This is a genomic window from Flavobacterium sp. MDT1-60, from assembly GCF_014844035.1.
GTDB lineage: Bacteria > Bacteroidota > Bacteroidia > Flavobacteriales > Flavobacteriaceae > Flavobacterium.
Map to the genome: position 1 here is coordinate 4,753,492 of NZ_CP062159.1, position 12,622 is coordinate 4,766,113.

Annotated in this window: 11 protein-coding genes; 3 read left to right on the forward strand and 8 right to left on the reverse strand. The window is 35.9% G+C overall.

The window, feature by feature from the left end; genetic code table 11:
- Positions 1 to 84 precede the first annotated feature (84 nt).
- Together IHE43_RS23905 and IHE43_RS20080 are read right to left on the reverse strand one after the other, a co-directional pair.
- Complete coding sequence (locus IHE43_RS23905) at positions 85 to 210, reverse strand: hypothetical protein (protein ID WP_255513809.1); 126 nt, start codon at positions 208 to 210, stop codon at positions 85 to 87.
- Between the two features lie 361 nt (positions 211 to 571).
- Positions 572 to 1,027 carry an Lrp/AsnC family transcriptional regulator gene (locus tag IHE43_RS20080; protein WP_192185559.1) on the reverse strand — a complete coding sequence of 152 codons (456 nt, stop codon included), beginning with the start codon at positions 1,025 to 1,027 and terminating at the stop codon, positions 572 to 574.
- A 424-nt stretch (positions 1,028 to 1,451) separates the two neighbouring features.
- Here IHE43_RS20080 and IHE43_RS20085 point away from each other — a divergent pair, with 424 nt between their 5' ends.
- Positions 1,452 to 2,654 (forward strand): aminotransferase class I/II-fold pyridoxal phosphate-dependent enzyme, encoded by a 1,203-nt coding sequence (locus IHE43_RS20085; RefSeq protein WP_192185560.1) that lies wholly within the window; start codon positions 1,452 to 1,454, stop codon positions 2,652 to 2,654.
- Between the two features lie 263 nt (positions 2,655 to 2,917).
- Here IHE43_RS20085 and IHE43_RS20090 read toward each other — a convergent pair whose 3' ends face one another.
- The gene (locus IHE43_RS20090) at positions 2,918 to 4,858 is read right to left on the reverse strand and encodes an amino acid permease (RefSeq protein WP_192185561.1); all 1,941 of its coding nucleotides are present in this window, start codon (positions 4,856 to 4,858) and stop codon (positions 2,918 to 2,920) included.
- A gap of 600 nt (positions 4,859 to 5,458) precedes the next feature.
- Between IHE43_RS20090 and IHE43_RS20095 the strand changes: the two genes are divergently transcribed.
- The gene (locus tag IHE43_RS20095; RefSeq protein WP_192185562.1) at positions 5,459 to 6,613 is read left to right on the forward strand and encodes a Gfo/Idh/MocA family protein; all 1,155 of its coding nucleotides are present in this window, start codon (positions 5,459 to 5,461) and stop codon (positions 6,611 to 6,613) included.
- A 95-nt stretch (positions 6,614 to 6,708) separates the two neighbouring features.
- Here the strand turns inward: IHE43_RS20095 and IHE43_RS20100 are convergent, their stop codons facing one another.
- On the reverse strand, positions 6,709 to 9,615 hold the full coding sequence (locus IHE43_RS20100) for an FAD-binding and (Fe-S)-binding domain-containing protein (RefSeq protein ID WP_192185563.1): 2,907 nt from the start codon (positions 9,613 to 9,615) through the stop codon (positions 6,709 to 6,711).
- Positions 9,616 to 10,108: 493 nt separating this feature from the next.
- Complete coding sequence (locus IHE43_RS20105; RefSeq protein WP_192185564.1) at positions 10,109 to 10,552, reverse strand: hypothetical protein; 444 nt, start codon at positions 10,550 to 10,552, stop codon at positions 10,109 to 10,111.
- 323 nt (positions 10,553 to 10,875) lie between these two features.
- On the opposite strand from IHE43_RS20105, the gene IHE43_RS20110 reads away from it, so the two are divergent.
- Positions 10,876 to 11,109 (forward strand): hypothetical protein, encoded by a 234-nt coding sequence (locus IHE43_RS20110; protein ID WP_192185565.1) that lies wholly within the window; start codon positions 10,876 to 10,878, stop codon positions 11,107 to 11,109.
- Positions 11,110 to 11,185: 76 nt separating this feature from the next.
- Here IHE43_RS20110 and IHE43_RS20115 read toward each other — a convergent pair whose 3' ends face one another.
- The 3 genes from IHE43_RS20115 to IHE43_RS20125 all read right to left on the reverse strand — a co-directional run bounded on the left by IHE43_RS20115 (position 11,186) and on the right by IHE43_RS20125 (position 12,570).
- On the reverse strand, positions 11,186 to 11,464 hold the full coding sequence (locus tag IHE43_RS20115; protein ID WP_192185566.1) for a hypothetical protein: 279 nt from the start codon (positions 11,462 to 11,464) through the stop codon (positions 11,186 to 11,188).
- 89 nt (positions 11,465 to 11,553) lie between these two features.
- On the reverse strand, positions 11,554 to 11,928 hold the full coding sequence (locus tag IHE43_RS20120) for a hypothetical protein (protein ID WP_192185567.1): 375 nt from the start codon (positions 11,926 to 11,928) through the stop codon (positions 11,554 to 11,556).
- Between the two features lie 78 nt (positions 11,929 to 12,006).
- Positions 12,007 to 12,570 carry a hypothetical protein gene (locus IHE43_RS20125; RefSeq protein ID WP_192185568.1) on the reverse strand — a complete coding sequence of 188 codons (564 nt, stop codon included), beginning with the start codon at positions 12,568 to 12,570 and terminating at the stop codon, positions 12,007 to 12,009.
- Positions 12,571 to 12,622: the final 52 nt, after the last annotated feature.

A 12,622-nucleotide genomic window follows, 5' to 3' on the forward strand; every position in this document is an offset into this window, starting at 1 on the left:
CTTCTTCCCACGAACTTGACTGATTTTCTCCGGAAATATACTTTTCTCTTTCTTCAGCAACTAAATCATAATGTGAATCGGAAACTATTGATTTTTTTCATCATGGTTTATAGCATCAAAGACACTTTCTAAAATTTCTAATTTAGAATCGTCTTCAATGAATTTCCCAAAGTCCTTTATGAGTTTGCGTCTTAATTCTTTCGTTTCCATTATCGTTTCATTTTAAATCAAATTTAAGGCTTTTTAGTTTTGGATTGTGAATTTAGCATGTGAATTTCATCGCAAAGTTCGATGAGACTTACGCAATCCCGAAGCTTCGGGACGCAAAGTTTTTTGTTTTTTAATCTCGCAAAGTCGCGAAGTCGCAAAGTTTTTTTTGGATTGGACATTTTAATACAAAGCTAGCAAAGACTCCTTTTAAATTTGCTGGCAAAGTTAAGGACACGAAAGCAAGCAACTTGAAACTTGAAACTTGAAACTTGAAACTTGAAACAAAAAAACCTTTGAACCTTAGCTCCTTTGAACCTTTGAACCTAAACTCAGAACCTCAGCAACTCAGAACCTTAGTATCTTAGAAAATCACCGTCGAATTCTTCACCTCACTAATCATAAAAGTACTTTGCGTACTGCCAATATGCTGTAAGGTTGTAAGTTTAGTTACCAAAAATTCTCTGTAGGCTTCCATGTCTTTTACCAGCACTTTCAGGATATAATCGTAGTCACCGCTTACGTGATGGCATTCTAAAACTTCGTTTAGTTTGATGACTTCACTTTCGAATTTGGTTAGGAATTCTTTGGTGTGCTGAATGAGTTTTAAATGACAGAAAACCACAAATCCTTTTTCGATTTTTGATTTGTCGACTAACGCTACATAGTTTTTAATAATTCCTTCGCGTTCTAGTTTTTTGATTCTTTCATAAACAGCCGTTACGGAAAGGTTCAGTTTTAAGGATAATTCTTTGGTTGTCTTTTTACTGTCGGTTTGTAGTAAAACCAGAAGTTTTTTATCGGTGGCGTCTAAGATCATTTTTTAAAGTTTGTGGTTTGTGGTTTGTGGTTGCTATGAAAAAAAATCTATTGATTTGGATTTTATTAAACAAATTTAAATTAAAAATCTACAACAAATTAATTTTATAGTTTTAAAATCCAATTATAACTATAATCATTGATTAATTTTCTAATAAGATGTTATTTTGAATGGATTTTCTTTTGAAAACGAGTGCCCTAGCCCTGATTGAAGAGTAAAGCCCGGAGTAAAAAAGGCAAAAGTTTCTTGGGCTAAAAAAGCGACTCCCGAGGCTTCGGGAGAAGCTCTTTTTAGAACATTAGAAACTTTGCCTTTTTTATGAGGACTTGAAACGGAAAGCTGGAAATAGCTCCTTCCTTCGACTCCGCTCAGGATGACAAATAAATAAACATCAAAAAACAATAAAATATCAATTTAAGAACTTATGAAAAACTTTAATCCGGCAGATAAAATTCAGGATTTGCAATATTTTGGGGAATTTGGAGGGGTGAATCCTTCGATTTCTGATTCTTCTACCTATACTTTCCTTTCGGCGAAAACTATGTTTGATACTTTTGAAGGAAACATGGAAGGCTGTTATTTGTATTCGCGTCATTCTTCGCCAAGCAATTTGTATTTGGATCAGGCTTTGGCGGCGATGGAAGGAACAGAAACAGCAAACGTATCAGCTTCGGGAATGGGTGCTATTACGCCTACACTATTGCAGCTTTGCGGTGCGGGCGACCACATTGTTTCAAGCCGAACAATCTATGGTGGAACGTATGCTTTTTTGAAGAATTTTACACCTCGATTCGGAATTGAAACGAGTTTTGTAGACATCACAAAATTAGATGTTGTGGAAGCTTCTATTACGCCAAATACGAAAGTTATTTATTGCGAAACCGTTAGTAATCCTTTATTGGAAGTAGCTGATATAGCTGGCTTGGCTAAAATTGCTAAAAAACATAATTTAAAGTTGGTGGTTGATAATACGTTTTCACCTTTATCAGTTTCTCCGGCAAAATTAGGAGCCGATATCGTGATTCACAGTTTGACGAAATACATTAACGGAAGTAGTGATACCGTTGGCGGTGTGACTTGTGCATCAAAAGAATTTATCAATTCGCTGAAAAATGTAAACTCTGGAGCGAGCATGCTTTTGGGACCAACAATGGACAGTTTGCGATCGGCTTCTGTGATGAAAAATCTTCGTACGCTTCATATCCGAATTAAACAACACAGTCATAACGCACATTTTCTGGCAGATCAGTTTGAGGCGGATGGTTTGAAAACGGTTTATCCGGGATTGAAAAGTCACCCGAGTCACGAGCTTTACAAAACGATGATTAATCCGGAATATGGTTTTGGCGGAATGATGACGATCGACGTTGGAACTTTGGAAAAAGCCAATGAATTAATGGAATTGATGCAGGCAAGAAACTTAGGCTATTTGGCAGTAAGTTTAGGGTTTTACAAAACACTTTTCAGCGCTCCGGGAACCTCAACATCGAGTGAAATTCCGTTAGAAGAACAAGCTGAAATGGGGCTGACTGATGGTTTAATTCGTTTTTCTATTGGGTTGGATAATGATATTAAGCGTACTTATGAGATGATGAAAGCTTGTATGGTGGAATTGGGTATTCTATAAGAGTTATTTCACAGAGATTCGCGGAGGTTTCCACAGAGATACACTAAGGTATTTCACGCAGATTTAAAAGGATTTAAGCAGATCAGCGCAGATTTACTTATTTCTGTAAGCTTAAAAAAATCTCTTTAAATCTATTTAAATCTGCTTAAATCTGCAAAAATCTGCGTGAAACAAAATCACTTTAATCCTTTAATCTGTGGCAAAATAAAAAAGCCGTTCTGAAAATAATCTCAGAACGGCTTTTTACATATAACTTTTGACTTCTAACTTCTAACTTCTTCAGGGAAGTTTAGCTTACTATTCTTCCTGCTATAAGTAAAGTAAATAAACAACCCGATTAACAACCAGATCGTGAAATAAATCCAGTTCCAGACACTTAATTCGGCCATCATGTACAAACAGCAAATTAATCCTAAAAGTGGAATTAAAGATAAATTTTGTCTGAATGACCAAACCGCTAATCCAACTAAAACGAAAAGGAAAATCCACATTGGGATTTTGTGTTTGAATAAGCTGAAACCTGATTCGTATTTTAGAGAATCATTGATCGGTAAACCTTTTACAACTTCAGCATATTTAACATCGTCGTCTTGGTACTGGCTTAACAAATGCTCTAAATCTGAAGTTTCGGCCGTTTTATTTTTAACGTCGATACTTTCCAAATAATTGAAAACTTTTGCAGATTCTTCTTTATCTAAGGACGTAATAATTGTCGTCGCATCGTTTGTTTGCGCTTCATTATTAATAAAAGCCATTGTCGCTTTATTGTTGAAAGCAAAAGCGTAATATATTCCGGCAATCATTAAAACCGGCAAAATATACTTCGAATTCACATATGGCGTTTTGAATTTTCCTCTTGGAATATCCGTTTTATTTTGCAAAACCAAAACTCCCGCACAAACCAATACAAAGGCAAATAAAGTTCCGATACTGCATAAATCGGTAACCATTGTCAAGTTTAAAAACAAAGCCGGAACCGCAACAACAAAACCGGTTACAATGGTAGCGAATGAAGGTGTTTTGAATTTCGGATGCACAGTAGAAAATTTCTTTGGCAATAAACCGTCACGGCTCATACTCATCCAGATACGAGGCTGTCCCATTTGAAAAACCAATAAAACGCTCGCCATAGCCACTACTGCACTTACGGCAATAATTCCTGACATCCATTTTAAGTTTAATTTATCGAAAACAAATGCCAGAGGATCTCCAACATTCAATTCGTTATAACGCACCATTCCGGTTAGAACCAAGGCAATGGCAATATATAAAATCGTACAAATAATAATCGCCCACATCATTCCGCGAGGTAAATCACGTTGTGGATTTTTACACTCTTCGGCCGTTGTCGAAATCGCATCAAAACCAATATAAGCAAAGAAAACAGCAGAAACTCCTTTTAGAACACCGCTAACGCCATTTGGAGCAAACGGATCCCAGTTTGCAGTATCTACATAAAATACACCAACTGCAATAACTAAAAGTACGATGCAAAGTTTTACAACAACCATTGCATTACTCGCATTACGCGACTCTTTCATTCCTCTATAAACCAAAGCTGTAATCAAAACAATGATGAATAGAGCTGGTAAATCGGCAACAAAATGAAAAGAACCTATTGTTGGCGCCGTTGTCCATGCCGTATAAGCAGCTTGTAATCCTGATCCTAAGTTTTCATATGTTTTTCCGCCCTGCATTAAAGCTGTGGCATCTTTAAATCCGTTTGAAGCAGTCAAGTAATCCATTTGTATCCATTGTGGTAAATGAATCCCGCCACTCTGGAGCAGTCCCGTAAAATAATCACTCCACGATATCGCAACGGTTATATTTCCGACCGCATATTCCATGATTAAAGCCCAACCGATAATCCAGGCAATAAGTTCTCCAAAAGCTACATAAGAATACGTATAAGCACTTCCTGAAACCGGAACCATCGAAGCAAATTCGGCATAAGCAAAAGCGGCAAAACTACAGGCCAAAGCCGTAAATAAAAACAAGAAAATAACGGCTGGTCCGCCATCGGCACTTGCTTTTCCGATTGTACTAAAAATTCCCGCTCCAACGATTGCTGCGATTCCAAAAGCAGTTAAATCTCTGGTCGTTAAATGTTTTCCTAATGCATTATGACCATCTGCTTCGTTTTTTGCAACTTGCTTGAGAATATCTTGTACCGTTTTTTTTCGGAATAAACCTGATAATGCCATATGTGGTTTTGCTTTTATAAATTAATTTATGTCGGTCTTTGTGGTTTTATTTTGCAAATAATGCAAAAATTATCCTGATTTCAAATATATAAAACCATTTTGTTTTAATTGGAATTATTTTTTGCCACAAAGGCACTAAGGCACTAAGTTTTTTTAGCCACGAATTACACTAATTTCCCCGAATTTTGTTTCACGCAGATTTAAAAAGATTTTAGCAGATGTGCGCAGATTATTTATTTGCTAAGATTATAAAATCTTTTTTAAATCTGCTGTAATCTCCTAGATCTGCGTGAAAAAATTGACAAAGACTAACAAAAAATCAGCGCCAATCCGTCTAAATCCGTGTCATCCACGTGCCATTTTCTCATTTCAAATACGCACCTGTTTTTTGTCACAAATTAGAAAAATTCTCCCATTTTTTTCGCTTCAAACCTTAATAAAAATCTTCCGTCTTTTTTTACATTTGTTTTAATCTGACGATCTGGATGAAACAAAATAATTTATAATTATTTTTGAATGAGCATTTTACAAAAATCACAAATGTAATATCTCTCAAAAAACACCTATTAATAAACCACTACTACTATAAAACCAAACCACATGGAAAAAATTTCAAGACGATCATTTGTAAATAAATTTGGAGCTGGCGTTGGAGCCTCCGTGATCATAACAACACTACCCTCTTTCTTAACTGCACCTGATCCTGACAAAATACCCTATACCGGAAAAAAATTAAATGTTGCGCTTTGCGGTTTAGGAATTTATGCCACAAAGGTTGCAGAAGGATTAGAAGTTTCTGAATACTGTACACTTGCCGGAATAGTTACCGGTACTCCGGCAAAAGCGACCAAATGGAAAGCGAAATATAACATACCTGACAAGAACATTTATAACTATCAAAATTTTGATGAGATTATCAACAACAAAGATATTGACTTGGTTTACGTGATATTGCCAAATAGCATGCACAAAGATTTTGTTGTTCGTTCTGCAAAAGCCGGCAAACATGTCATTACCGAAAAACCTATGGCAATTACCGTCAAGGAATGTGAGGAAATGATCAAAGCCTGCAACGATAATAAGGTACAATTGGCAGTTGGTTATCGTTTGCATTATGAACCAACGCACATGGAAATTAAACGACTGGGGCAAGAGAAAGTTTTCGGAAAAGTACGCTATATAGAAACATCCCTGGGATATAAAACCTATGATACAATTGCCAAAAAACCTGTCGATATAAATGATCCAAGCGTATGGAGGTTAAATAAGAAATTATCCGGCGGTGGTCCGTTAATGGATTTGGGAATTTATTGTATCCAGGCAAGCCGATATATTTTAGGAGAAGAACCGATTGCTGTTACCGCTCAATTCGGAACTGTAAATGACAAAAACAGATTTTCAGAAACAGAGGAAAGTATTTCGTGGCAAATGGAATTCCCTAGCGGTGCAATGGCCAATTGCAATTCTTCTGTCGGTTATTATATTGACCGAATTTATGCCACTGCAGACGAGGGTAATTTTCAATTAAGTCCCTCTTTAAGTTACGGCCCCTACGAAGGAAAAACCTCAAAAGGACCTCTAAAATTCCCTGAAATCAACCAACAGCAAACACAAATGGATGAAATCGCGAAAGTACTATTAGAAAACAAAAAACTCCCAAACCATATTACCGGCGAAGAAGGACTTAAAGACATTAAAGTCATAAATGCAATCTATAAAGCCGCCGAGACCGGAAAGAAAATCTCATTGAGTTAAAAGTTTTTTAGCCACGAATTTCACTAATTTTCACTAATTTTTTTTCGAATGATTTTAAATTCGTGAAAATTAGTGAAATTCGTGGCAAACATCTCTCATTTCAGGCACGCTCTCAAAATACTCACCGGATGCTGTGCTTCCCTACTCGTTCCGTCATAAATTTGATGGCGACAGCTGGTTCCTGCAGCGGCGATTTTTACGTTTTCGGCAGTGGCACGCACTTTTGGGAATAAGGTATCCTCCCCCATTTGCATACTCACCTGATAATGTTCTTTTTCGTAGCCAAAAGATCCCGCCATTCCACAGCAACCTGAATTATAAATCGTAACCGTATTATTGGTTGGTAAATTCAGCATTGCAAAAGTCGCTTCGACAGAACTCAATGATTTCTGATGACAGTGCCCGTGAATTTTGATTTCTTTCTTTTCATCCGAAAAAGAATTCGGTGTGATTTTACCATCTATAATTTCTTTTTTAAAGAATTCTTCGATTGTATAGGTATCGTGTGATAACTTTTCAGCAACTTCTCTATCATCTGCCAAACGCAAATATTCGTCTCTAAAAGTCAGAATGGCCGAAGGTTCGATTCCGATTAGCGGCGTTTTCGCAGAAATTAAATCTTTGAAAATATTCACGTTTGTATTCGCGATTTTCTTCGCTTCTTCCAGGAATCCTTTTGACAAATACGTTCTTCCGCTTTCTTCGTGGTCGATCACGAGAACCTGATAACCTAATTTGGTTAATAATTCGAAAGCATCGATTCCTATATTTACATCGTAATAATTGGTAAATTCATCTACAAACAAATACAATCTTCCGTTCGGAAAATCCGTAACTGCAGGTTTATGATTTTCATGCCATTTTCTAAAAGTCTTTTTTGCTAAAAGCGGCACTTGTCTTTCCGGTGCAATTCCCATGCTTTTTTTAACCAGCGACTGATTCGAAATAAAGTTGGTTATCGACGGAAACAAACTTCCCATTTTATTCAGTTTTGCGTTGTGTGCAAAAATTTTATTTCGGGTCGAGAAACCGTTTGCTTTTTGGTATTGGTATAAAAATTCCGCTTTTAAGGTTGCAACGTCCACATTACTCGGACATTCGCTGGCACAGGCTTTACAGCTCACACACAACTCAAAAACTTCGTATAATTCTTTCTGGTCGAATTTATTTTCTTTCTCAGAATACGTCAAATATTCACGCAACGCATTTGCTCTCGCACGCGTGGTTTCCTTTTCATTTTTGGTCGCACGATAACTCGGACACATCGCTCCTCCTGCCGATGGCAATTTTCTGCAATCTCCGGAACCGTTGCATTTTTCAGCAGCGCGCAAAATCCCTAAACTGTCTGAGAAATCCTGAAACGTTTTAATATCCGGTTCTACCCTTCCCGAAACCACACGATGGTTTTCATCCATCTTTAAAGCGTTCACAATCTTCCCGATATTCAAAACCGAATTCGGGTCAAACGCCAATTTGATTCTTTTTAGCAATTCATAATTCGTCTCGCCAATCATAAACGGAATAAACTCGCCGCGCACAATTCCGTCGCCGTGTTCCCCGCTTAGCGAACCTCTGTATTTCTTAACCAAAATCGCCACATCGGTCGCGATCGTTCTAAAGAGTTTTAAGTCCGATGTTTTCTTCAAATTCAAAACCGGACGCAAATGCAGTTCGCCCGCACCCGCATGCGCATAATAAATCGCACCTTGTCCGTGACGCAGCATCATAGCCGAAAACTCCGCAATATATGCGGGTAAATCACTCAATTCAACTGCTGTATCTTCAATAGAATCGGCTGCTTTGTCGTCGCCTACGATACTTCCCAAAAGCCCGAGGCCGGCTTTTCTAAGTTCATTTACTTTTTCAATATCCGCTCCGTAAATTTTTACGAGCGCGTAACCAAAGTTATTTTTTTCTAAATCAGCCACTAAGGCATTCGCCTGATTTTCGGCATCCTGTGCATCGTGCGAAGCCACTTCAAACATCATAATCGCTTTTGGTTCTCCCACCAAAAAGAAACGGTTTTTAATGTGTTCGCGATTCGTTTTCGTACAATCCAAAATCGTATCGTCAATCATTTCTGCTGTGTACAAATGATGTTTCATCGCCACCACAACAGATTCCAGCGATTCCTGAATGCTATGATAATGTGCCACCACCATAATATTATTAGCGGGTGGTAAATCGTCAACTTTTAAGGTAATTTCATACGTAAAGGCCAAAGTTCCTTCGCTTCCGCAGAGTAATTTTCCGAGGTTTATGGTAGGTTCCGTTCCGCCAAACAAATCCGATTTCAGTAAAATATCAACCGCATAACCCGTATTTCTTCTGTGAATCTCCGGTTTCGGAAACTCTTTTATAATTTCGTCCTGTGTTGCTTTTACCGAAAGTTCGTCGTAAACGCTTTTGTATATTTTATTTTCTAAGGTGTCGCCTTTGGTTTTCTCGATAAATTCCGCCGAAGTCAGTTCCTTAAAAACAACTTCAGATCCATCGCTCAAAATCGCTTTGATCTCCACAATTTTATCGCGCGTCACGCCATAGCGAATCGAAGTCGTTCCCGAAGAATTATTGCCCACCATTCCGCCAATCATACAGCGGTTGGAAGTCGAAGTATTAGGACCAAAAAACACGCCATGAGGTTTCAGAAACAAATTCAGTTCATCGCGAATCACGCCGGGTTCAACTGTAACCGTTTTTTTAATCGGGTCGAAATTCAGGATTTTGGTAAAATTCTTCGAAACATCGACCACAATTCCGTCACCCACCGTTTGTCCGGCCAGCGAAGTTCCCGCCGTTCTTGGCGTAATCGAAATTTGATGTTCCCCCGCAAACCGAATCAGTTTACTTATATCTGCGATAGATTTAGGCACGGCAACCGCTTTTGGTTTAATCCGGTACACCGAAGCATCGGTCGAATAAAGTGTTTTATGAAGATCATCGTATAAAAGTGTTCCTTCCAACGATGCTGATAATTGTTCTAAATCCTTAAGTAGTGACATTTTTGCTGAATATGATTTGACAAAAATAGTTATTTTTTTAAGGTTCTGAGGTGCTTTTTTTCAGGTTCAGAGGTGCAAAGGGACAAAGGTTCATAGGTTTTTTCCATGATTGTCATCCTGAGCGGAGTCGAAGGCTTTTGAAAACTAAATTTCGACCTCAACAAACACGTGCAGATTGGAATTTGGGATTTTAATATTGGAATTTAACCGAATTGTCACCCTGAGCGGAGTCGAAGGCTTTTGAAAACTAAATTTCGACCTCAACAAACACGTGCAGATTGGAATTTGGGATTTTAATATTGGAATTTAACCGAATTGTCACCCTGAGCGGAGTCGAAGGCTTTTGAAAACGTGAAAAATTGGAATTTCATTTTTCATCAGGAGCTATTTCCTGCTATCCGTTACAATCTTTTGTGTCCGCCGCGGCGGACACAAAAGGATTTCCACTTCTATCAGGGCTAGGGGACTTGGTTCCATAAGAAGATTTTATGTTTTAAAAATTACGATACAAAAATATCATTAAACCAATGACACCAATTATCATTAGTATCATACTTATCCACATACTAAAAGATGCCAAAAAACTATAGATTTGAACTTTTTTATTATATTTTTTTATTTCAGGTTCTTCATATAATGCAACATCTTGTTCGATTTTAAGAACATTATGACATACATTGAAACTGTAAAATTGAGATAAAAAATTAAATATAATTGAAATGACCAGACACATTCCAAAAGCTTTTAAAGGTACACCTATAGGTTTATGATGCTCATATAAAAATTTCATTAATTCCAAAGAAAGATAAATTCCCGCTCCATCAACAGTAATCAAAAGATAGTCAAACCTTTGATGTGTAGTTCGCAAATCATCCCAAGTTCTTTTATTAACTTCTTTTAAATATTCTTCTCTTTTTTTCGATTGAGTTTCTTCCATATATTCTACCAATTAAACTGAAAATATTTTCGTCTTGTATATATTTCATTTATTTAAAATATTCTCGATTGTAAAAATAACGTTTTATATTTACCGCGTAGAAATTGTTTGCTCCAAGCAACAACATTTTCTTTCTTAAAATATAATATTTTTCTTACTTAAAATATTTTTTTTGATATCTTTGCAGTCCTAAACACAAAGAAAAATGATATCAAAAAAGCTTTTGCCCGTACGGTATGGTGGCGGTATTGGAAACAACTGCAACGCACTTTGTGGCGTAGGACACCTTAGCTGTGCGGGTTCTTTTCCTAAACACAAAGATTATGAGTACCAACACCCTTTCAAAAGAAGCCGAAACAAGGCTCATGAATTTTTTCAACAACACAATAGAACCCGAAGGAATGGCCAAGGCAATAAGGCAAGTAAATTATCTACTCGCTTTAGGAATTATGCGGGAACATGAAACCCTTCAAACCCAAATAAACACCTTAGAAAACAGCTTTTATTGGCTGAATGAATTAGCCGAAGTTTTAAACCCTTATTTGAGTTTGGAATAAGATTTTTGATTTTACAATAAATGGAAAAACCTCGATTTAACAGGTTTTTTTTCAAAGATTATGACATTAAACAATCTTACTTTAGATTATTATCTAACCATGTTTTAATATGTGCCTGACTTCTTAAATTAGAAGGAACACTTGTTTTAATCGAATTCTCAATAGCAGTGAAATTTGATATTGTGCTATTAAGATTTCTTGTTAGCATGTACTTATTAATAAAATGCAAGATTTCGTAACCTTCATTTCTATTTAATAATACATTATCAGGATAACCAATCACTTTTTTACTATCTCCTTCCGTAGTAGTCCAAGAATAATTAAACCTTAAAGAATCTCTCCCGAAATTTGTCATACTTTTTGTTTTTAAATTTATAATAACCAAATATAAAAACCTGATTTATAGATTTTTTACGGAAAACCATAAGTATACAAATATTAAATTTAAACTAAATCTTTCATTGAAATATTAGATAAATTCTCTTCAGACTTTAAGAGTAATTTGTCAATGTTATCATCAATAAAACTAAAATCTTTTTGATCAACTAATATCTCCATCCATTTCGGATTTGAAATTGACAAACCATCATCATAAATAGCAAGATTTATGAAATTCCAAATATTTGAGTTCACACCATTTACTTCAAAATTCGGCTGAATTATAATAGCTTTCATTATGCCATTTTCTATCAAATCAATTCTTCGTTCTTCAAATGTTCTTAATGATTCTGGGTAACTAGGTCTATCTTTAGTTAACCTTCCATTAAGCTTAATTGTTAAATCAGAAAGCTTTGAATCTATATTTTTGAATCTACTCATTTTTTTTATTAAATATTTTTCACCCTAAATTTATAAAGTCAGAAGATTTCTCTCTATATATAACTTCCAAAAATGTTTTCAGTTTCTTGAAGAGTCCAAAGAAATAATATATTCCGGCGTTAGATTAGGGTAGTTTTTCGAATCACTAATTTCTATATACATTTTCTTTGGTTTTTCTACTAAAGGACCAACAATAAGTTCATCAATATTACCTCGTCTAGTGATCGCAATAATTCGATGACCTTCAAATTTTTCCGTTTCGAATATAGTATCGTTTTTATTATCAACAAACCCCCAACGATTATGGTATTTTCCATATAAATAAGTATTTCCATTATTTAACAATTCTATTTTGGAAAATGTATTTGATTCTGTCAAGCTTGCTAAAAGATTATTATCAATTTTTGTCTTCACAAAATATGCCTTTTCTTTTTCAAAACTAACGCCATCACGCCAATTACTTGGATAATAAGAACAACAATATTCTAATTCTTTCTTTTGTTGGTCGCTTAAATCTTTAAAGGTTAGAATTTCGGCACTTTTTATAATATTTTTTACTTCTATTTGAACTTTTTCTGTTTTACTACAACCAGCTGAAAACACAAAAAATAAGATTATTGCTTTTGAAATTGCGTTTTTCATTTCAAATTTAATTCTAAATAATTAGTAATATTTCCCCTGCTGGCGCGAGCGT

Bases quoted from the DNA above. Each gene is read 5' to 3' on its own strand.
- IHE43_RS20100 (WP_192185563.1), bottom strand. From the start codon at position 9,615: ATGTCACTACTTAAGGATTTAGAACAATTATCAGCATCGTTGGAAGGA.
- IHE43_RS20105 (WP_192185564.1), bottom strand. From the start codon at position 10,552: ATGGAAGAAACTCAATCGAAAAAAAGAGAAGAATATTTAAAAGAAGTT.
- IHE43_RS23905 (WP_255513809.1), bottom strand. From the start codon at position 210: ATGGAAACGAAAGAATTAAGACGCAAACTCATAAAGGACTTTGGGAAA.
- IHE43_RS20115 (WP_192185566.1), bottom strand. From the start codon at position 11,464: ATGACAAATTTCGGGAGAGATTCTTTAAGGTTTAATTATTCTTGGACT.
- IHE43_RS20095 (WP_192185562.1), top strand. From the start codon at position 5,459: ATGGAAAAAATTTCAAGACGATCATTTGTAAATAAATTTGGAGCTGGC.
- IHE43_RS20090 (WP_192185561.1), bottom strand. From the start codon at position 4,858: ATGGCATTATCAGGTTTATTCCGAAAAAAAACGGTACAAGATATTCTC.
- IHE43_RS20080 (WP_192185559.1), bottom strand. From the start codon at position 1,027: ATGATCTTAGACGCCACCGATAAAAAACTTCTGGTTTTACTACAAACC.
- IHE43_RS20120 (WP_192185567.1), bottom strand. From the start codon at position 11,928: ATGAGTAGATTCAAAAATATAGATTCAAAGCTTTCTGATTTAACAATT.
- IHE43_RS20125 (WP_192185568.1), bottom strand. From the start codon at position 12,570: ATGAAAAACGCAATTTCAAAAGCAATAATCTTATTTTTTGTGTTTTCA.
- IHE43_RS20085 (WP_192185560.1), top strand. From the start codon at position 1,452: ATGAAAAACTTTAATCCGGCAGATAAAATTCAGGATTTGCAATATTTT.
- IHE43_RS20110 (WP_192185565.1), top strand. From the start codon at position 10,876: ATGAGTACCAACACCCTTTCAAAAGAAGCCGAAACAAGGCTCATGAAT.